Origin of the sequence: Ferrovibrio sp. (assembly GCF_017994015.1) — a bacterium.
GTDB lineage: Bacteria > Pseudomonadota > Alphaproteobacteria > Ferrovibrionales > Ferrovibrionaceae > Ferrovibrio.
In genome coordinates this window covers 79,680-99,520 of record NZ_JAGOLP010000009.1, presented here as the reverse complement: position 1 = coordinate 99,520, position 19,841 = coordinate 79,680, and the positions used below count along the sequence as shown (strand labels likewise).

Below are 19,841 nucleotides of genomic sequence, written 5' to 3'. Positions count from 1 at the left end.
CGCGCTGATCCTGCTGCTGCCGGCCGCTCCGGCGCGGGCCGATTTTGCAGCCGGCGTTGCCGCCTTTGAAGCGGGAGATTATGCCGCGGCGGCGGCGCAATGGCGCCCGCTGGCGGAAGCCGGCGATGCGGCGGCGATGCGCAATATGGGCCATCTGTATCGCTGGGGCCGGGGCGTGCCGGTGGATATGGCCGCAGCCCTGCGCTGGTATCGTGCCGCTGCCGAACTTGGCTTTGCCCGCGCCCAGGCCAATCTGGCGGCGCTGTATCTCAATGGTGAAGGCGTCAAGCTGGATTACGCCGAGGCGCGCAAATGGTTTGAGGCCGCCGCCCGCCAGGGCCATGCCGTGGCACAATATAATCTGGGCCTGATGCACGAACTCGGCCTGGGCATGCCTGCCGACTCGGCCTCGGCGCTGGGCTGGTATAACAATGCCGCCAAGGCCGGCCAGCCTGATGCGCTGGAGCGCCTGTCGATCCTGGTGATGAAGCCGCGCGGCACCGTGCCGGTGCTGCCTGCCGCCCAGCCGACGCCACCGGTTGCGGGGGCGACCCCAGCTGCGGACGCAACCGAAGCCCGGCCTGTGGCGCGCGACGATGCGGTTCAGCTTGCCGCCACACCGGTTGCTGCATCCCAGCCGGCGCCCAGCCGGGTCGCTACGCCATCTGCAATCTCAACCCGGCCTGATCCGGCGCAGTTGCCTGGCCGCCGCATGATTACGCCGGAATCGCCGGCCCCAACCCCGCCGGATGTTGCGTCACCAGTCCCAGCCCCAATCCCAGCCCCAATCCCAGCGCCAGTGCCTGCCCCAGTGCCGGCCCCGCCCTCGCCCCCGGCTGTAGTGTTGGTGCCACCGCCGCCGCCACCGCCACCGCCGCCCGTCGAGTCGGGCGGTTTGTTCGGCTGGCTGTTCGGGCGTAGCGAAGAACCCGGCCCGGCGATTGCCGCCGCGCCGGCCATGCCGGCGCCGGATCCGATGCAGGTGGCGCAGCAGGCTTATGAAAAAGCCGATTATTTCACTGCTTTGGGGCGCTGGCTGCCGCTGGCGCAGCAGGGCAATGCCGAGGCGCAGGGCCGGCTGGGGCTGTTATACCGCGATGGCAAGGGCTTGCCGCCAGATCGCATCAGGGCGCTGGCATGGCTGCGCGTCGCGGCGCAAAATGGCAATATGCAAGCCGAGCAGGCAGCCGCCGAGCTGGCCCGGGCGATGCCCGACCGCCAGCGCGACGATGCCGCCGATCTGGCCCAGCGCCTGCTGAGCCCGCGTTGAAAGTGATCTGTCATGCGTGACCCCTATAGTGTGCTCGGCGTTGGCCGCACGGCGAGCCAGGACGATATCAAGAAGGCCTATCGCAAGCTGGCCAAGGAGCTGCATCCCGACCGCAATCCGAACGCACCCAAGATCGAGGAGCGGTTCAAGGAAGTGTCGGCGGCCTATGATATTGTTGGCGACCCCGACAAGCGCGGCAAATTTGATCGCGGCGAGATCGATGCCGCCGGCCAGCCGCGCGCTGCCAATTTTGGCGGCGGCTTCGGTGGCGGCGGCTTTGGCGGTCGTGGCCGTGCCGGGGGTGCCGGTGCTGGGGCGCGCGGGCCGTTTGGCGGCGCCAGCCAGAGTGGCGAGGATTTTCTGGACGAGATTTTCGGCGCCATGCGCGGCGGCAAGGCCGGGGCTGGTGCCGGGGCCGGCCGCGCCGGGCCGCAGCCGATGCGTGGCGCGGATCGGCATTACACCATCGAAATCGGTTTTGTGGATGCGGCTCGCGGCTGCAAGCGGCGCGTCACCATGCCGGGCGGCAAGCAGCTTGATGTGGCGATTCCGGCCGGTATCAATGATGGTCAGCCGATCCGGCTCAAGGGCCAGGGCGAGGCCGGCCGGCTCGGCGGCGTGGCCGGTGATGCGCTGATCGAGGTGAAAATCCTGCCGCATGATTTTTTCACCCGGCAGGGCGAGGATGTGCATGTGGAATTGCCCATCACGCTGGATGAAGCCGTGCTCGGCGCCAAGATCGCGGTGCCGACGGTGGATGGCATGGTGGCGGTAGGTGTACCCAAGGGGGCATCCTCGGGCACCATGCTGCGGCTCAAGGGCCGTGGCCTGCCGCGCCGCGACGACACGCGCGGCGACCAGTATATCAAGCTCAAGATCATGCTGCCGGAAAAGCCCAATGGCGCGCTGGAAAAACTGATCGAAGGCTGGGTGAAGGGTAATCGCTATGATGTGCGGGCGCGCTTTACCGTAGATTAAGAATTTCCCTTTACCCTTTGTTAAGTGACGGCTTTTCGCAAAGATAGCTTGTCGCGGAATCGCTGGCTGGCTATCGTCTGCCCGGCGCAAGAGTCGATTCGTTTGGCGAATCGGCTGCATGGATTTTGGGGCAGATGATCAACCGGCGCTTGGCCATACGCTACATTCTCGGCAGTCTCGGCGGCGGGCTGATGCTCGGCACGCCGCTGGCCGATGTGCTGGCGCAGCAGACCGCCAAGGCCAATCCGCCCCGCCCCGCATCCAAGCCGGCATCTAAGCCTGCACCACGGCCACCTGCCGTGCTGGTGCTTGATCCCGGCCATGGCGGTCGCGATCCCGGCGCCATCGGGGTTTCCGGCACCGAGGAAAAGGACATCACGCTGTCGATCTGCCGTCAGATCCGCGACATCCTGGCCAAGCGCAAGGATATCAAGGTGCTGCTGACCCGCGATGGCGACGAATATCTTGCCCTGCCGACCCGGGTGGCGGTGGCGCACAAGCATAATGCCGATCTGTTTGTCTCGGTGCATGCCGATGCGGCGCCGAATCGTGGTGCGCGCGGGCTTTCCGCCTATAGCCGTTCGGATCGCGCTTCCGACAAATTCGCCAATGCGCTCGCCGAGCGCGAAAACCGTGTTGATGCGGTGTATGGCCTTGATCTGCGCGGCACCGACCGCGAAACCTCGGCCATCCTGCTCGATCTGGCGCGGCGCCACAGCCACAATGCCTCGCTCAGCGCCAAGCGCCGCATTGTCGACGGCGTCGGCAACAAAGTGCGGCTGCTGGATAATCCGATGCGCACCGCCAATTTCGCCGTGCTGCGCTCGCCGCGTATTCCCAGCGTGCTGATCGAAACCGGCTTTCTCAGCAATCCCGAGGATGAGCGCATTCTGCGCAATGCCAAAAGCCGCGCCCAATTAGCGCGCCATCTTGCCGATCAGCTTGCCCCGGTGGCGCTTGATCTGCACGAGGCATGATCATTTCCAGCTGGTGAAATCCGCAAGCGGCTTTTTTATCCCGCCATGCACCGGCACTTCGGCGCCTTCCGCCGGATAGCCCACCACCAGCAGGATATAGGGTTTTTCGGCTTCCGGCCGGCCGCACAGCTTGTTGAGGAAATTCATCGGGCTGGGCGTGTGGGTCAGGGTGGCCAGGCCGGCATGATGCAAAGCTGCAATCAGGAAACCGGTGCTGATACCCACTGATTCCGGCACATAATAATGTTTGCGCCGGCCACCATCGGGCAGCAGGCCATAACGCTGGGCAAAAATCGCAATCAGCAGTGGCGCGGTTTCCAGGAAGGGCTTGTTGGCATCGGTGCCAAGCGGCGCCAGGGCTTCCAGCCATTCCGGCGAGGCGCGGCCGGCATAGAATTCGCGCTCCTCGGCCTCGGCGCCTTCGCGCACCTGGCGTTTCAGCGCCGGATCGGTGATGACGCAATAATGCCACGGCTGCTGGTTGGCACCGGATGGCGCGGTGCCGGCGGCCAGCAAGGCGGCCTCGATCACGGCGCGCGGCACCGGCTCAGGCGAAAAATCGCGTAAAGTACGGCGGCGGCGGATGTCGGCATGAAACGCCGCGGCCCGCGCTATCATCTCGGCTTCCGGATAGCGCCGGTAATCCGGCAATGGCTGCATCAGCGGTGCGTTCATGCTCATGTTTTGCTTCCCGACATCTTGTTACTGGCAGTCTGCCCCGGTTGCGGCGCCTGCGCCACCCGCAGCCCCAGCAGCACGGCGCCCAGGCCGAGCAGCAAGGGCAGGGTGAGGTTTTCGCCAAGCCAGACCACGCCGAGCAGGGCCGCCGTGACCGGGCTGAGTGAGAGAAATTGTGTGATGCGGGTGGGCGTGCCGTGGCGCAGGGCCCACAGCCACACGCCATAGCCGATGCCGCTGGACAGGCCGATGAAACCGATCACCCACCAGGCTTCTGCGTCAAAACGCCAGGGATTGGCAAAATAGCCTTCATTCAGGGCCAGCAATGCCAGGAAACCCACCGAAGCCGCCATCGCCCAGGCGCCCACCGGCAGGGCGCCATAACGCGCGATATAGGGCCGGGTATAGACACTGCATACCGCGCCGCAGAAAGCAGCGGCCAGCACTGCCAGTTCGCCGATCCAGCCATCCAGGCTTTGTGCCGGCGCCAGATCGGTCAGCAGCTTTTCCGACAGCGCGATGCCGACGCCGAGGAAACTGAGCAGCACGCCCAGGCTTTTGCGCCAGGTCAGCGCTTCATGGCCGCTGGCCGCCGCTACCAGCATGGTAAGCAGCGGGAAGGCGGCAAAGATCAGCGCCGCGCGCCCGGCCGGCACCCGTGCCAGGCCAAAATTCAGCAAGGCGATCAGGAGCGCAAATTGCCCGATGCCGAGCAGCGCGATGGGCAGCACATCGCGGCGGGCAAAGCTTGGCCAGGCGCGCAAGGCGGCGATTATCGGCAGCAGGCAGAGCAGGCCGATGGCATACCGCAGCATGGCCAACGAGCCCGGCCCGGCCTGATCCACCACCAGGCGGGTGGCCACCATGGCGGCGCCGACCTGCACGCCGATGCTGGCGGCGGCCAGGCCCGGCAGCCAGGGTTTCACAGTTTCTTTTCCCAATATTCGCCGATCAGGTCATGGCCGAAACTGTGATGCGGCTCGGATTTCACCAGGCTGTAGCCGCCGCGCTGGTAGATGCGGCGCGCATCCAGCAGGTTGGCATTGGTCCACAGCACCATCTTGCGATAGCCTTTCTCGCGGGCAAACGCCTCGCAGGTCGCCACCAGGCGGTGGCCCAGGCCATGGCCGCGCGCTGCCGGTTCCACCAGCAGCAGGCGCAGCTTGGCCACGGTACGGCTCTGCTGCACCACAAAAACCGAGCCGACCCGCTCGCCATCCTTTTCGGCGATCCAGCCGGCCTCGCGTTCGGGATCGAAGTTTTTCAGGAAGCCGGCGCCGATCTCGGCCACCAAGGCTTCGAAGCTGATATCCCAGCCGAATTCCTCGGCATACACCGCGCCATGGCGGCTGATCACCCAGCCGATATCGCCCGGGCGATGCGGCCGCAAGCTGATCGCCGTGGCGGCAGCGGCCGGATCAAGCCGCAGCAGATTTTCCATGCCATGCACCGCCTGCATCAGCCGTTCGCGGCCAGCCTCGCCCAAGGGTTTGAGCAGGGCGCCGATCTCGTTGCGCGAGGCAGCATCCAGCGGCGCATAGGCCTTGCGGCCGGCGGCGGTCAGCGTCAGCAGGCTGCGGCGCTTGTCGCTGGCATCGGCGCGGCGCTTGAGCAGGCCGTCGCGTTCAAAACCGCGCAGCATACGGCTGACATAGCCGGCATCCAGGCCAAGTTCCTGGCAAAGCTGACCGGCGCTCAGGCCGTCGCGGTTGGCCAGTTCATAGAGCAGGCGGGCTTCGGTCAGCGAAAAGCGGCTGTCATGCAGGCCCGGCTTGAGCACACCGATGCGCTGCGTATAGAGCCGATTGAAGCGCCGCAAAGCGGCAACATCCTGGTCAAAGGCGGCATTGGTCATTGTCTTGGCCTCACATCCCGGCATTCCCTGCCTGGATGCTGCGGCCAATACTTGCCAAAGTCAACTAATTATCCAGTTATTCCTTACTGTACCAGTTTCACCCGCTGGCCCGGCTGTACGGTCTCGCCATCGCGGTAGCCGTTCAGCACGCGGAAACGCTCGACCTGAAAGCGCCCGGGCGGCATGCGCTGGGCCAGGCTCTCAATCGTGTCGCCGCTTTGCGCCGTGATCACCTTGAGGCGCAAGGGCTGCACCCTGGCGGCTTCCTCGGCGGAGAGATGGCGCACAGTGTTGACGGCGCGGATTACCTCCGCTTCCACCTGAGGCAGCAGGCGCGGCGGCGCCAGCAGCACAAAACGCAGGATGTCATCGGTGGGGAAACCCACGGCGACAAAACGCGCATCCACCGTGCTGCCATCCTTGGTCTGCACCCGGGCCCGCGCGGTGGCGCCCGGCATGCCGCCGACCTGGATCGCCTCGGCATTGCTCAGGCGCTGCTTGGGCAGCCAGATACGGGTCAGGTAATCCAGTGCGCCGCGTGAAGCCTGCACCTTGCGCTTGTCGCGCTCGATATCAAATTGCAGGCTGGCGCTGCCGGCATTGCTGGCCGGGCTGCGCGCCACAACGGCATCGGATGAATTGCTGATGCGCCAGCCCTCTGGCACCGAGAAAGCCAGGCGCAGGCCGGGATGGGTGAAACTGGTGCCGCGCACCACACCCTCTTTTGGATCGTCGCCATAGATCAGGCCGTTGATGCGGTCGAGATATTCATCGCGGCGATAGATCGGATGCGCCGGCTGGCTGCGCGCAGCCTCGATGGCGGCCTGCACCCGATCCGGGCCGCGCGGATGGGTGGCGAACAGGTCCATAGTGCGGTCGCGTCCGGCCTGGCCTGCCGCCTTGGTTTCAAGTTCGCTGTAATCCGACAGCGATTGCAGGAAGCCGGCAGCCGCATCCGGCGCATAGCCGACGCGGCCGAGCAATTGCAGCCCGATCAGGTCGGCCTCAAATTCATTCTCGCGGCTGAAGCCGGCCAGATAGGCGCCACCCGCCGCGCCGCCCAATTGGCCGATCACCTCGCCGGCGCCCTGACCCAGAAAGATCGAACCCAGGATCGAAGCGCCCGCCACGCCCAGATTGGTGAAGATCGACTTGTCGTAACGCTGCTCGGAATGTTTGGCCACCACATGGCCGATTTCATGCCCCAGCACGGCGCCGGCCTCGGCCTCGTTATTGGCCAGGGCCAGGGTGCCGCGGGTAATGTAGACATAGCCGCCGGGCAGGGCGAAGGCATTCACCACCGGGCTGTTCAGCACGGTGAAATGAAAATCACCCGCCGGCAGGCCGGATTGCCCGGCCAGCCGCCCCGCAATGCTGGCGACATAGGCGCCGATTTCCGGATCGTCAAAGGCGCCGCCGAATTCCTTGAGCACTTTTGGATGCTCCTGCGCCCCCAGCTGCTTCGCCTCGTCGGGCGACATGAAGATTTGCGCCGCAGCCGAAAACGGCAGCAGCATCAGCAGGCAGAGGGCAAGGAAATGGCGGCGCATGGCAATACTCCTAGCGGCCCTTGAAGGCGGCGGCGCGGCGCTCGACGAAGCTGGCCACGCCCTCTTTCACATCCTCGGAAGCCATCAGCACTTTCTGAGTCGGGTGGAAATCGCGCACGGCGGCGGCCGGGCTGTCCTCCACCGCCAGGCGGGCGTTGCGCAGCGTGGCGGAAACCGCCAGCGGCGCCTGGGCGGCGATACGTTTGCACAAATCCATCGCCACGGCATATTGCTCGCCCGGCGCCACCACTTCCTGGATGAAACCGTAGCGCAAAGCCACATCACAATTGAATTCGTCGCCGGTCAGCAGATAGCGCATGGCATTGCCCCAGCCGGCGCGCTCCACCATGCGGATGGTGGCGCCGCCGGTGGCCATGATGCCGCGCTTCACTTCAAGCTGGCTGAAACGGCAATCGCTGGCGGCCACCACCATATCGGCGGCCAGCATCAATTCGATGCCCAGCGTGTAGGTGATGCCCTGCACGGCGGCCACCACCGGCTTGGTGCGGAACGGCGCTACATTGTTGCAGGGGTCGATCTGGCCCGGATCCACCAGCAGGTTCCGCTCGCCCATGAATGGCGCCACCTTGGGCAGGTCCAGCCCGGCGGTGAAATGTTTGCCCTCGGCATAAAGCAAAGCCACGCGGGCGCCGGCATCCTGCTCGAAAGCGGTATAGGCGGCGGCCAGTTCCTTCAGCATCTTGGGCGTGAAGCCGTTATACTTGGCCGGGCGGTTGATGCCGATGACAAAAACCTCGCCGTCGCGGCGGGTGATGATCTCGCCGTCTTCATGCACGCTGCTGATCTGGGGATTGCTCGACACCGATGTTTCTCCTGGTTGGCTTTTTTACGCTGCCAAACATTAGATATAATCCGCGATCATGGCAAAGCCGGGGCAGTTAAAACCGATCCCAAGTTTCGCGCCCGAACAGGGCCGCGCGCCAGATCCGGCGCGGCCGCTTTGCGGCGTCGACGAAGCCGGCCGCGGCCCCTGGGCCGGGCCGGTGGTGGCGGCCGCCGTGATCCTTGATCCGGCCCGCCTGCCCAGCGGTATCGACGATTCCAAGGCCCTGAACGAAGCCCGCCGCGAGGCGCTGTTTGCCGCCTTGCAGGATGTGGCAGAGATCGGCATCGGCGCCGCCAGCGTGGCGGAAATCGCGCAGCACAACATCCTGGGCGCCAGCCTGCTGGCGATGCGCCGCGCCGTGCTGGCCCTGCCGCGCCGGCCCGGCTTTGCGCTGATCGATGGCAAACACTGCCCTAAGGGCCTGCCCTGCGAAGCCGCCGCCCTGGTGGATGGCGATGCGCTCAGTCTGTCGATCGCCGCCGCTTCCATCATCGCCAAGGTGGTCCGCGACCGGGCGATGCGGAAGCTGCATCTGCGCTATCCGGCCTATGCCTGGGAAAAAAATAAGGGTTACGGCACAAAAGCGCATCAGGATGGCCTGGCTGTGGCCGGCGCCACGCCGCACCATCGGCTATCCTTTGCGCCCCTGGCACCCTGGCGCCCCTAAATGTGGGATTTGGTCCTGGTTCGGACCCGTTAAAGTGCCCGTTAACTATTAATTAGTTCAATGAATCTAATTGCTTACGGGTCACTCATAAAAAACGGACCCGACATGGCCACGACCCGCCTGGACAGCCCCAAGCCCGCCCGCAAAGGCCATCTCCGCCTGGTTTCCGTTGCCGGCCCGGATGCCGGCCGCAAGCTGGGCCGCACCCGGCTGAAGCAGCTTGGCCCGGCGCGTGAGCCGGAAGGGCCGCATCCCGACCTGCCGCTGGACCGTATCCTGCTCGGCGATTGCATCGCCGCGATGAACAGCCTGCCGGCCGGCAGCATCGACTGCATCTTTGCCGACCCGCCCTACAATCTTCAGCTTGCCGGCGAGCTGCGCCGCCCGAATGACAGTGTGGTGGATGCGGTTGACGATGCCTGGGACAAGTTCGCGTCTTTTGCCGATTACGACACTTTCTCCAAAGCTTGGTTGCAGGCGGCGCACCGGCTGCTCAAGCCCAATGGCACGCTGTGGGTGATCGGCAGCTACCACAATATCTTCCGCGTTGGCGCGCAGTTGCAGGATCTCGGCTTCTGGATGCTGAATGATGTGATCTGGCGCAAAAGCAACCCGATGCCCAATTTCAAGGGCCGGCGCTTTACCAACGCGCATGAAACACTGATCTGGTGCGCCAAGTCGAAGGATGCGAAATACACCTTCAACTACGAGGCCATGAAGGCGCTGAACGACGATTTGCAGATGCGCTCCGATTGGACCATCCCGATCTGCGGCGGCGGCGAGCGCCTGCGCGGCGAGGATGGCGCCAAGACGCATCCGACCCAGAAGCCGGAAGCCCTGCTGCATCGTGTGCTACTCAGTTCCACCAAACCCGGCGATGTGGTGCTTGATCCGTTTTTCGGCTCCGGCACCACCGGCGCGGTGGCCAAGCGGCTGGGCCGGCGCTGGATCGGCCTGGAACGCGAGCAGACCTATGCCCGCGCCGCCGAGCGCCGCATCGGCATTGTGCAGCCGGCGGCGCCGGATGATCTCGAAATGACCCGCTCGAAGAAGGACGAACCGCGGGTGCCGTTTGGCGCGGTGGTGGAGCGCGGCCTGCTGCCGCCCGGCACGGTGCTGACCGATCCGAGCCGGCGCTACACCGCCCGGGTGCGCGCCGATGGCAGCCTGGCCGCCGCCGATGCCGCCGGCTCGATCCACAAGATGGGTGCCCATGTGCAGGGCGCTTCGGCCTGCAATGGCTGGGTGTTCTGGCATTTCCAGGTGGAAGGCCAGCTCAAGCCGATCGACATCCTGCGCCAGCAGATCCGCGCCGAGATGCTCTGACCGTTTTGCACTGACAGAACCCCTCCAGGTTCGGACCCGGCGGACACCATGCCGCCGGGTTTATTTTTGCGTCCGGCGGATATGCGGATTTTTTTGTAAGGATTTTGGCCGCATAGGTAGATTGGCGTTGGTCATTTGACCGTGAACCTGAACCTGCTGCTGCCTATGGCAACGGTGCTGGCAGCCTTGCGGCAGCGTTAAGCCTGGGCTTAAAGCCCGACGCTGCCGATATCGAGGAATTTGCGGCGGCGCTGTTCGCGCAGGGCGCCGGGTTCTTGGCCGGCCAGGCCCTTGAGCTGGGCTTCCAGGGCATCGCCGAGCGCCTGGATCGCGGCCTTGGCATTGCGATGCGCGCCGCCGACCGGTTCCTTCACCACTTCATCCACCACCTTGAGCTTGGCCAGGTCGGCGGCGGTGAGCTTGAGCGCCTCGGCGGCGTCCTGCGCCTTGTCGCCGGTATTCCACAGGATCGCGGCGCAGCCTTCCGGGCTGATCACCGAATAGACCGCATGTTCAAACATCAACACCCGGTTGGCGGCGGCCAAAGCCACGGCGCCACCCGAGCCGCCTTCGCCGACAATGGCGGAAACCAGCGGCACGCGGATATCCAGGCAGCAATCGATGGCGCGGGCAATCGCCTCGGCTTGGCCGCGTTCCTCGGCGGCCACGCCCGGGAAGGCGCCCGAGGTATCCACCAGGGTCAGCACCGGCAGGCGGAAGCGCTCGGCCAGCCGCATCAGGCGGATCGCCTTGCGATAACCTTCGGGCTTGGCCATGCCGAAATTATGCTTCACGCGGCCTTCGGTGCCACGGCCCTTTTCATGCCCGATCACCACGACGGCGCGGCCACGGAAACGGCCCAGGCCGCCCTGGATCGCGGCATCATCGGCAAAGGCGCGGTCGCCGGAAAGCGGCACATATTCCTGGATCAGCCCGGCCACGTAATCGGCAAAATGCGGCCGGTCCTGGTGGCGCGCCACCTGGGTTTTCTGCCATGGCGTCAGCCGGGCATAGGTTGCCTGCAATTGCTGGGCAGCCTTGGATTCCAGCTTCACCAGCTCATCGGCGATGTCGGTATTGCCGGCATCGACCAGTTGCTTGAGCTCGGCGATCTTGGTTTCCAGTTCGGCGAGCGGCTTCTCGAATTCGAGGTAGGATTGCATGGGCAGTTCGTCTAGCACGGATCGGCGCCTCGCACAAATGTCTGCAAGCCCTTGAAATTTGGCAGAATTTTAGCAGTCTTGGCCGCGCCGCCGCCGCGTGCTATACGCCGCGCGCCCATCCCCCTCAGCTCCAGGCCCCCCGAATGACCGATATTGTCCCTATTCGCCGCGCTTTGCTCTCCGTTTCCGACAAGACCGGGCTGGTTGAATTCGGCCGCGCGCTGGCCGCCCAGGGCATCGAACTGCTCTCCACCGGCGGCACCTACAAGGCGCTGAAAGATGCCGGCGTGGCGGTGACCGAGGTGGCCGAGCATACCGGCTTCCCCGAGATGATGGATGGCCGCGTCAAGACGTTGCACCCCACCATCCATGGCGGCATCCTGGCTTTGCGCGATGCCGAGGAGCATGTGGCGGCGATGCAGCGCCATGGCATTCCGCCGATCGATCTGGTGGTGGTGAATCTCTATCCCTTCGCCGCCACGGTGGCCAAGGGCGCCGATTTCGCCACCTGCATCGAGAATATCGATATCGGCGGCCCGGCGATGATCCGTTCGGCGGCGAAGAATCACGGCTTCGTCGCCGTGGTGGTGGATGTGGCGGATTACGGCGCGGTGCTGGACAGCCTGCAAGCCAATGCCGGCGCCACCGATCTAGCCCTGCGCCGCCGCCTGGCGGCCAAGGCCTATGCCCATACCGGCGCCTATGACAGCATGATCGCCACCTGGTTTGCGCGCCAGAATGGCGAGGCTTTCCCGCCCACCTTGCTGCTGTCGGCCGAACGCAAGCAGAGCCTGCGCTATGGCGAAAATCCGCATCAGCAGGCCGCCTTCTATGTCTCGGCCGACCGGCGCCCGGGCGTGGCCACGGCGCGGCAGTTGCAGGGCAAGGAACTCAGCTACAACAATCTCAACGATACCGATGCAGCTTTTGAGCTGGTGTCGGAATTCAGCGACCAGCCGACCATCGCCATCATCAAACATGCCAATCCCTGCGGCGTGGCCAGCGCCGACACGCTCGGCGCCGCCTGGGATGCGGCGTTGCGCTGTGATCCAGTTTCGGCCTTTGGCGGCATCGTGGCAATGAACCGCCGGCTTGATCGCGTCACCGCCGAGAAGATCGGCAGCATCTTCACCGAGGTGATCGTGGCGCCCGAAGCCGATGATGATGCCATCGAGTTGCTCGGCAGGAAGAAGAATTTGCGCCTGCTGCTGACCGGCGGCATGGCTGATCCGGTGGCGCCGGGCTGGTTCGTCAAATCGGTGGCCGGTGGCTATCTGGTTCAGACCCGCGATGCCGGCCGCATCGTTGCCGCTGATCTGAAAGTGGTGACCAAGCGCGCGCCGACGGCGCAGGAACTGGCCGACATGCTGTTTGCCTTCCGCGTTGGCAAGCATGTCAAATCCAACACCATTGTTTACGCCAAGCAGGGCGCCACAGTGGGTATCGGCGCCGGCCAGATGAGCCGGGTGGATGCCGCCCGCATCGCTTATCGCAAGGCGCAGGATTCGGCCAGGGCGGCCGGGTTGGACGGCGCGCTGACCCAGGGCAGCGTAGCCGCCTCTGATGCCTTCTTCCCGTTTGCCGATGGCCTGGAAGTGCTGGTGGAAGCCGGTGCTACTGCCGTGATCCAGCCGGGCGGTTCGATCCGCGACCAGGAAGTGATCGATGCCGCCGACAAGGCCGGCCTGGCCATGGTGTTCACCGGCATGCGGCATTTCCGCCACTGAGCCAGCACAGGAGCGCGGCGATGTATCGGCTTTATTTTGCCCCGGGTTCCGCCGCGATGGCGCCGCAGGCGGTGCTAGAGGAAATCGGCGCGCCCTATGAATTGCTGACCGTGGATGTGGCTGGCCGGCAGCATCATGGCGAAGCCTATCGCCGTCTCAATCCGAATGGCCGCATTCCGGTTTTGCTGGATGGCGATTTTGCCCTGTTCGAGACTGCCGCGATCTGCCAATACTTGGCCGAGCGGCATCCCGAGGCGGGCCTGATGCCGAGCGATGGCCGCCAGCGCGCCCTGTGCCTGCAATGGCTCACCTTCATGACCAACACGCCGCAGGTGGCGTTTATCGACTGGTTCCACCCGGATTGGAAATTCAGCGATGCTGCCGGCCAGGCGGCGCTGAAGGCGGCAGCCGATGCAGAATTGCAGCGCGCCTTCCAGGTGCTGGAGGAGGGCCTGCCGGGCGGTGACACGATGCTGGCCGGCGGTTTCTCGCTGCTGGATATCTACCTCACCATGCTGATGCGCTGGAGCCGCTTCATGACGCGGCCGATGTGGCATTGGCCCAAGCTCAAGCGCATTGCCGGTGCTACCTATCCGCGCCCGGCCTTCCAGCGCATGATGCAGCGCCAGGGCATCGCCTGGGCCGATAACTGGCCGGGCTGATTTCAGACTGACTGAATTTTCACCCACCACAGCCAAGCGCTGTGTTTCCGGCCCTGCAATACCCCTCTTGTCTGCGACAGCGAGCCGCCCCACTATAGCAACCTATCGGGTGGGGTTTTTCTCTGTAGATCGCCAACGGCCACGTAACCAGGGGCCGCGGGCTGGAGGGAGATTTTCACATGCTGTTGCAGCAAATATTCCGTCGCGTCATCAAAACCGGCAGTCTCACTTTCATCGATCATAAGGGCCGCAGCCAGCATTACGGCGGCAGCAACCAGGAACCCGGTGTGGTGATCCGGGTGCATGATGCCGGCACCGAATGGCGGCTGGCGCTGAATGCCAATCTGGAAGCCGGCGAAGCCTATATGGACGGCCGGCTCACCATCGAGCGCGGCACGCTGTATGATTTCATGGACCTGATGCTGCGTAACATGGGCACGGCGCCGCTGCCGTTTTCCGGCGCCATCATGCTCTATGACCGGCTGTTGAAATGGTGGCATCAATGGAACGATGCCGATGCCTCCAAGCGCCGGGTGCAGCATCATTATGATCTGGATGGCCGGCTCTACGACCTGTTCCTGGATACCGACAAACAATATTCCTGCGCCTATTTCCCGACCCCGGAAACCACGCTGGAACAGGCGCAACTGGCCAAGAAGCGCCATATTGCCGCCAAGCTGCGCTTGCAGCCGGGCCAGCGTGTGCTGGATATCGGCTCGGGCTGGGGCGGCATGGCGCTGTATCTGGCGCAGCATTATGGCGTTGAAGTGCTCGGCGTCACGCTGTCGGAAGAGCAGCACCGCATCGCCACCCAGCGCGCCCGCGATATGGGCCTGAGCGACCGGGTAACATTCGAGCTGCGCGACTATCGCTCGCTGCAAGGCCCGTTTGACCGTATCGTCTCGGTGGGCATGTTCGAGCATGTCGGCGTGCCGCATTTTCCCGCCTTTTTCCAGACGGTGAATCGCCTGCTAGCACCGGATGGCGTGGCCTTGCTGCATGCCATCGGCCGCAGTGACGGGCCGGGCAGCACTGCCGGCTTCATCCGCAAATACATTTTCCCGGGCGGCTATTGCCCGGCCCTGTCGGAAGTGCTGCCGGTGATCGAGAAGTCTGGCCTGTATCTGACCGACGCTGAAATCCTGCGGCTGCATTATGCCGAGACCTTGCGGCATTGGCGCGAGCGCTTTCTGGCGCAATGGGACAAGGCCAAGGAACTCTACGACGAGCGCTTCTGCCGCATGTGGGAATTTTATCTCGCCGGCTCGGAAGTCACCTTCCGCCATGCCGGCCATATGGTGTTCCAGCTTCAGCTTACGCGCCAGGTGGAAACCCTGCCGATCACGCGGGACTACATGCTGGATGACGAACGCGCCCAGGCTGCCGGCAACGTGGCCGGTCTGCGTGCGCCGGTGGCGGCGCGCAGCGCGTAGCCAGCTGTTTACCGTTTCGGTTCGGCCACGCGCCAGAGCAGGATGAAGCCTGCCGCCAGGAAGATCAGCACAATCACCGCCGCCACGCGCTGCGAGGCGAAGGCGGCGGTGGCAAAGCCGATCAGCAGCGGCGCCAGGAAGCTGGTGGCGCGGCCCGAAAGCGAGAACATGCCGTAGAATTCCGCCAGCATGTCGGGCGGTGCCAGACGCGCCACCATGGTGCGGCTGGCGGCCTGCATCGGCCCCATGCCGAGGCCGAGCAGGACGGCGCAGGCAAAAAACACCTGCTCGCCGGTGGAAGTGAAGGCGCCCATACCCGGGGCTTTGGGCGTAATGCCGATGCCGAACAATACCGTATCGGCGGTGATCGACAGGATGCCCAGCGCACCGGCGCCCACCAGCAGGATGGCAAGCTGCACCGTGCGTTTGGAGCCGATGCGATCATCCAGTATGCCGGCCGCCATCACACTGGGCGCGGCGATCACGGTGAGCGCGATGCCGAACAGGCCAAGCTCTGTGGTGCCCCAGCCGAAAATCCCGGCGGCATAAACCCCGCCGAAGGCGATCACGGCATTGAGGCCGTCGAAATACAGCATATAGGCGATCAGGAAACGCAAAGTGTTTTTATGCTGGCGCAGATGCGCCACGGTCTCCACCAGCCGCAACACACCCTCGCGCACCACTTGGCCCAGCGGCTTGCCGCTGCCCGGCCGATCCGGTGTGAACAGGAACATCGGCAGTGAAAACAGCAGCAGCCAGATCAGGGTGGCGGGGCCGATGATGCGCTCGGCCTCGAAACTGTCGCGCCGCAATCCGAGCAGGGCCTCGCCCGCGGGCGGTGTGATGCCGACCAGTTCCGGTCGCGATACGATCAGCACGGCAAACAGCGCGATCAGGCCGCCGGTATAACCCATGCCCCAGCCGAAACCGCTGAGCCGGCCCATGCGGCCGGGCGGTACCAGGCCGGGCAGCAGCGCATTGTTGAACACGATGGAATATTCGGCGCTGATATTGGCCAGCGCCAGCGCCAGCAGCACCAGCCACAGCACTTCCGGCCTGCCCGGCTGGGCCAGCCACAGCAGGGTGCAGGCCAGCGCCAGCATTACCTGGAAACCGAGCAGCCAGGGTTTGCGGCGGCCGCCGGCATCGGCGATGGCGCCCAGGAAGGGGGCGCCCAAAGCCACCACGGCCCCGGCCGCCGCCTGGGTGAAGGCCCATAGCGATTGCCCCTGCACCGAATTGCCCACCACCTGCGAGGTGAAATAGGGCACGAAGATGAAGGTGGTGATCACGGTGAAATAGGGCTGGTTGGCCCAATCAAACATCGCCCAGGAAAGCCGGGCGCGCAGGCTGGCCGTGGCCTCGGGCGTTGTTACCTTGCCGTTAACGGTCATGTCGCTCCCCACCCGAATCGGCGCCCTGGACCGCCCGGAGTGTAATGCGGCGCCGGGCTGAAACAAATGAAACAATTATGGACATAAGGCAGAAACGGCCTTGCGGCATAAACCCGGCCCAGCAGACACACCAAAGCCGGAGACAAATTCATGACCCCCGAACAGATCGCCCTGGTGCAGCAGAGTTTTGCGCAAGTGCTGCCGATCCGCGAGCAGGCGGCGCAGATCTTCTATGAGCGCCTGTTTGCGCTTGATCCCAGCCTGCGGCCGCTGTTCAAGGGCGACCTGCGCGCCCAGGGAGCCAAGCTGATGAGTGCGCTCACCTTTGTGGTTGGCGCGCTGCACAAGCTCGATACCATCCTGGAGGAAGTGCGCATGCTGGCGCGCCGCCATGTTGGCTATGGCGTGCAGGAAAACCATTATGCCCTGGTGGGCAGCGCCTTGCTGGGCACCCTGGAGGAAGCTTTCGGGCCGGATTTCACCCCGGCGCAAAGCGCGGCCTGGGGTGCGGCCTATCAGGCTTTGGCCGGCGCGATGATGGCGGCGGCGCGTGATATGCAACAAGCCGCTTGATCCGCACCGGCCTTGCCCGTTATCGATTGTCGCATGGCCGAAGCAGAGATCATCGTGGTGGAGGATGAGCCTGGCATCCGCGAGATGCTGCGCGACTATCTTTGCGGCCATGGCTTTGCCGTGCGGCTGGCGGAAAGCGCCGCCGCCTGCCGCCGCCTGCTGGCCGAGCAGGGCGCCGACCTGATCCTGCTGGATATCAACATGCCGGGCGAGGATGGCCTGAGCCTGGCGCGCTGGCTGCGCGGTCAGCCGCAGGGTAATGCCCTGGGCATCATCATGCTGACCGCCGAAGCCGCCGTGGTGGATCGTGTGGTCGGCCTGGAGGTTGGCGCCGATGATTATGTGGCCAAGCCGTTTGACCTGCGTGAATTACGCGCCCGCATCCGCACCGTGCTGCGCCGTGTGAAGCCGGCCGGCATGCCGCCGCAACAGCAGCCGCAGCCGCAGCCCGGCGATACCGTGCGCTTTGGCAGCCGCCTGCTGCATCTCGGCAGTCGCAAACTCTGCGATGCCGGCGGCCTGGAAATCCCACTTACCGCGATGGAGTTCGATCTGCTCAAAACCTTTGCCGCGCATCCCGACCGGGTGCTGAGCCGCGACCAGTTGCTGGATCTGGCGCATCACGGTCAATGGGAGCCGTTTGATCGCTCGATTGATATCCGCATCGCCCGGCTGCGGCGCAAGATCGAGGCCGATCCGGCGCATCCGGTGGTGCTCAAGACCGTGCATGGTGCCGGCTACCTGTTTGACAGCAATGCCAGCGGCTGAATTTCCCGCCGATCTGCTGGAAGCAGAACTGGAACGGCTGCGGCCTTTGCTGGCGGCCTCGCTGGATGCCATGATCATCACCGATGCCGGCGGCTTGGTGCTGGAATTCAATCCCGCTGCCGAGCGTATCTTTGGCCGCGCCCGCGCCGCCGCCCTGGGTCAGCCGATTGGCGACCTGATCGTGCCGCGCCATCTGCGTGGCGCGCATGAGGCCGGCATGCAGCGTTATGCCGGCGGCGAGCCGCATCGGGTTATCGGCCGCCGCATCGAGACCGAGGGTCAGCGCGGCAATGGCGATCGTTTCCCGGTGGAATTGACCGTTACGGAAGTGCGGCGCGGGCCGCATCGCTTGCTGGCGGCGTTTTTGCGCGATATTTCCGACCGCAAGGCCACCGAGGCGGCTTTGCGGCGTAGCGAGAATCGCTACCGGCTGGCCGTGCGCGGCGCCGAGGATGGCATCTTCGAATGGGATCTGGTCAACGGCACAGCGTATTATTCCGAGCGGCTGGAAGAGATTGTGGGCCGCAAGCAGCGCGATCTGGGCAACGATCTGACCGCCTGGCAGGCCTTTGTGCATGCCGACGATCTGGCTGCGTTGCAGGAAGGCACGCGCCGGCTGCTGCGCGGCGAAGCCGATAACATCGTGCTGGAATACCGCATGCGGCGCGCCGATGGTGTGGAACGCTGGGTGCGCACCACGGCGGCGGTGGATCGTGACAGCAATGGCCGCGCGCTGCGCATCGGCGGCTCACTGGGCGACATCACCGAACGCAAACGCTCGGAAGCCGAGATTTTGCGCCAGCGTGACGCGCTCTATCAAAGCGAAAAACTTTCGGCGCTGGGTTCGCTGCTGGCCGGCGTGGCGCATGAATTGAACAACCCGCTTTCCATCGTGGTGGGGCAATCGCTGATGCTGCGTGAGGCGGCCGAAGAGGGCGCCGCTCTGGCCGGCCTGGCCGGTCGGGCCGCCAAGATCGAGCAGGCGGCGGCACGCTGCGCCCGCATCGTGCGCACCTTTCTGGCCATGGCACGGCAGCGCCATCCGCGACGCGGCGCGGTGGATATTGAAGCGCTGCTGGATGATGCCCTGGCCTTGCTGGATTACAGCCTGCGCAGCGCTGGCATCGATGTGCGACGTGAAAATTTTGGCCCGCTGCCGCAGTTGCAGGCCGATGGCGACCAGTTGGGCCAGGTGCTGACCAACCTGCTGGTGAATGCGCAGCAGGCGCTCAGCGACTGGCCGGCGCCGCGTATCCTGAGCATTCAGACCCTGCCGAGCGTGGATGGCCGCTGGGCCGAGATTGTGATTGCCGATAACGGTCCAGGCGTGCCGGCGGAATTGCGCCGCCGTATCTTCGAGCCGTTTTTCACCACCAAGCCGGCCGGCAGCGGCACCGGGATCGGCCTGTCGGTTTCCATCGGCATTGTTGAAACCCATGGCGGCAGCCTGATGGTGGAGGAAAATCCCGGCCTGCATGGCAAGCCGGGCGGTGCCTGTTTCACCATTCGCCTGCCGCTGGAAAGCGCCATGCCGGAGACTGCCGATTTCCCGGCCGAGCCGCAGCAGCCGCTGGTGGGCGGGCTGCGCCTGCTGGTGGCCGATGACGATGCCGAAGTGGCGGAATTGCTGCGCGATCTGCTCAGCCGCGCCGGCCACCGGGTGGACCTGGCCGCCGATGGCCAGGCGGCGTTGCAGCTGGCGCTGGCGCAGGAATATGACGTTGTGCTGAGCGACCTGCGCATGCCGGGGCTGGATGGCCGCGCCTTGCTGCGCCGGCTGGAGGCGGAACGCCCGGCCCTGGCGCGGCGCTTCATCTTCATCACCGGCGACACATTCAGCCAGGCCGGGGCGGCGGAAATACGCGATCTGGGCCGCCCGGTGCTGGATAAACCCTTCACCCGCGATGCCGTGCTGACGGCGCTTAATATGATTGCTGCACTGCCATAAAAAGCGGCAGCCCAGTTTTTGCACC

Annotated in this window: 18 protein-coding genes; 11 read left to right on the top strand and 7 right to left on the bottom strand. The window is 64.9% G+C overall.

Going from position 1 to position 19,841, the window contains the following annotated elements:
* The 3 genes from KBB36_RS07590 to KBB36_RS07580 form a co-directional block, all read left to right on the top strand.
* Positions 1 to 1,270: hypothetical protein (locus tag KBB36_RS07590; protein ID WP_290978369.1), on the top strand; the 1,270-nt coding region annotated here is incomplete at its 5' end.
* Positions 1,271 to 1,282: 12 nt separating this feature from the next.
* Positions 1,283 to 2,248, top strand: a complete 966-nt coding sequence (locus KBB36_RS07585) for a DnaJ C-terminal domain-containing protein (protein WP_290978368.1) — start codon at positions 1,283 to 1,285, stop codon at positions 2,246 to 2,248.
* A 134-nt stretch (positions 2,249 to 2,382) separates the two neighbouring features.
* On the top strand, positions 2,383 to 3,225 hold the full coding sequence (locus KBB36_RS07580) for an N-acetylmuramoyl-L-alanine amidase (RefSeq protein WP_290978367.1): 843 nt from the start codon (positions 2,383 to 2,385) through the stop codon (positions 3,223 to 3,225).
* Here KBB36_RS07580 and KBB36_RS07575 read toward each other — a convergent pair whose 3' ends face one another.
* The 5 genes from KBB36_RS07575 to KBB36_RS07555 form a co-directional block, all read right to left on the bottom strand.
* Positions 3,226 to 3,906 (bottom strand): nitroreductase family protein, encoded by a 681-nt coding sequence (locus KBB36_RS07575; RefSeq protein ID WP_290978366.1) that lies wholly within the window; start codon positions 3,904 to 3,906, stop codon positions 3,226 to 3,228.
* Positions 3,903 to 4,829, bottom strand: a complete 927-nt coding sequence (locus KBB36_RS07570; protein ID WP_290978365.1) for a DMT family transporter — start codon at positions 4,827 to 4,829, stop codon at positions 3,903 to 3,905. The genes KBB36_RS07575 and KBB36_RS07570 overlap by 4 nt, the downstream gene beginning before the upstream one ends.
* Positions 4,826 to 5,758: a helix-turn-helix domain-containing GNAT family N-acetyltransferase gene (locus KBB36_RS07565; protein ID WP_290978364.1), complete on the bottom strand. Its 933-nt coding sequence runs from the start codon at positions 5,756 to 5,758 to the stop codon at positions 4,826 to 4,828. Before KBB36_RS07565 ends, KBB36_RS07570 begins: the two co-directional genes overlap by 4 nt.
* Before the next feature lie 83 nt (positions 5,759 to 5,841).
* Positions 5,842 to 7,308 (bottom strand): M48 family metalloprotease, encoded by a 1,467-nt coding sequence (locus KBB36_RS07560; protein ID WP_290978363.1) that lies wholly within the window; start codon positions 7,306 to 7,308, stop codon positions 5,842 to 5,844.
* A gap of 10 nt (positions 7,309 to 7,318) precedes the next feature.
* Positions 7,319 to 8,131: a crotonase/enoyl-CoA hydratase family protein gene (locus KBB36_RS07555; RefSeq protein WP_290978362.1), complete on the bottom strand. Its 813-nt coding sequence runs from the start codon at positions 8,129 to 8,131 to the stop codon at positions 7,319 to 7,321.
* A 58-nt stretch (positions 8,132 to 8,189) separates the two neighbouring features.
* On the opposite strand from KBB36_RS07555, the gene KBB36_RS07550 reads away from it, so the two are divergent.
* Together KBB36_RS07550 and KBB36_RS07545 are read left to right on the top strand one after the other, a co-directional pair.
* Complete coding sequence (locus KBB36_RS07550; RefSeq protein ID WP_290978361.1) at positions 8,190 to 8,822, top strand: ribonuclease HII; 633 nt, start codon at positions 8,190 to 8,192, stop codon at positions 8,820 to 8,822.
* 300 nt (positions 8,823 to 9,122) lie between these two features.
* The gene (locus tag KBB36_RS07545; RefSeq protein WP_290978372.1) at positions 9,123 to 10,148 is read left to right on the top strand and encodes a site-specific DNA-methyltransferase; all 1,026 of its coding nucleotides are present in this window, start codon (positions 9,123 to 9,125) and stop codon (positions 10,146 to 10,148) included.
* A gap of 209 nt (positions 10,149 to 10,357) precedes the next feature.
* Here KBB36_RS07545 and KBB36_RS07540 read toward each other — a convergent pair whose 3' ends face one another.
* A complete protein-coding gene (locus KBB36_RS07540; RefSeq protein WP_290978360.1) occupies positions 10,358 to 11,311 on the bottom strand; it encodes an acetyl-CoA carboxylase carboxyltransferase subunit alpha in 954 nt (317 codons plus the stop codon).
* Positions 11,312 to 11,454: 143 nt separating this feature from the next.
* On the opposite strand from KBB36_RS07540, the gene purH reads away from it, so the two are divergent.
* From purH to KBB36_RS07525, 3 genes are all read left to right on the top strand, one after another.
* A complete protein-coding gene (gene purH / locus KBB36_RS07535; protein WP_290978359.1) occupies positions 11,455 to 13,038 on the top strand; it encodes a bifunctional phosphoribosylaminoimidazolecarboxamide formyltransferase/IMP cyclohydrolase in 1,584 nt (527 codons plus the stop codon).
* Positions 13,039 to 13,058: 20 nt separating this feature from the next.
* On the top strand, positions 13,059 to 13,700 hold the full coding sequence (locus KBB36_RS07530; RefSeq protein ID WP_290978358.1) for a glutathione S-transferase family protein: 642 nt from the start codon (positions 13,059 to 13,061) through the stop codon (positions 13,698 to 13,700).
* A 179-nt stretch (positions 13,701 to 13,879) separates the two neighbouring features.
* Positions 13,880 to 15,133, top strand: coding sequence for a cyclopropane-fatty-acyl-phospholipid synthase family protein (locus tag KBB36_RS07525; RefSeq protein ID WP_290978357.1), 1,254 nt, complete (start codon positions 13,880 to 13,882; stop codon positions 15,131 to 15,133).
* A gap of 8 nt (positions 15,134 to 15,141) precedes the next feature.
* Here KBB36_RS07525 and KBB36_RS07520 read toward each other — a convergent pair whose 3' ends face one another.
* A complete protein-coding gene (locus tag KBB36_RS07520) occupies positions 15,142 to 16,527 on the bottom strand; it encodes an MFS transporter (protein WP_290978356.1) in 1,386 nt (461 codons plus the stop codon).
* 150 nt (positions 16,528 to 16,677) lie between these two features.
* On the opposite strand from KBB36_RS07520, the gene KBB36_RS07515 reads away from it, so the two are divergent.
* From KBB36_RS07515 to KBB36_RS07505, 3 genes are read left to right on the top strand one after another with little or no spacing between them, the layout of a single operon-like run.
* Complete coding sequence (locus KBB36_RS07515; RefSeq protein WP_290978355.1) at positions 16,678 to 17,100, top strand: globin family protein; 423 nt, start codon at positions 16,678 to 16,680, stop codon at positions 17,098 to 17,100.
* 33 nt (positions 17,101 to 17,133) lie between these two features.
* Positions 17,134 to 17,868, top strand: coding sequence for a response regulator (locus KBB36_RS07510; protein ID WP_290978354.1), 735 nt, complete (start codon positions 17,134 to 17,136; stop codon positions 17,866 to 17,868).
* The gene (locus KBB36_RS07505) at positions 17,855 to 19,816 is read left to right on the top strand and encodes a PAS domain S-box protein (RefSeq protein ID WP_290978371.1); all 1,962 of its coding nucleotides are present in this window, start codon (positions 17,855 to 17,857) and stop codon (positions 19,814 to 19,816) included. The genes KBB36_RS07510 and KBB36_RS07505 overlap by 14 nt, the downstream gene beginning before the upstream one ends.
* The last annotated feature ends 25 nt before the right edge of the window (positions 19,817 to 19,841 follow it).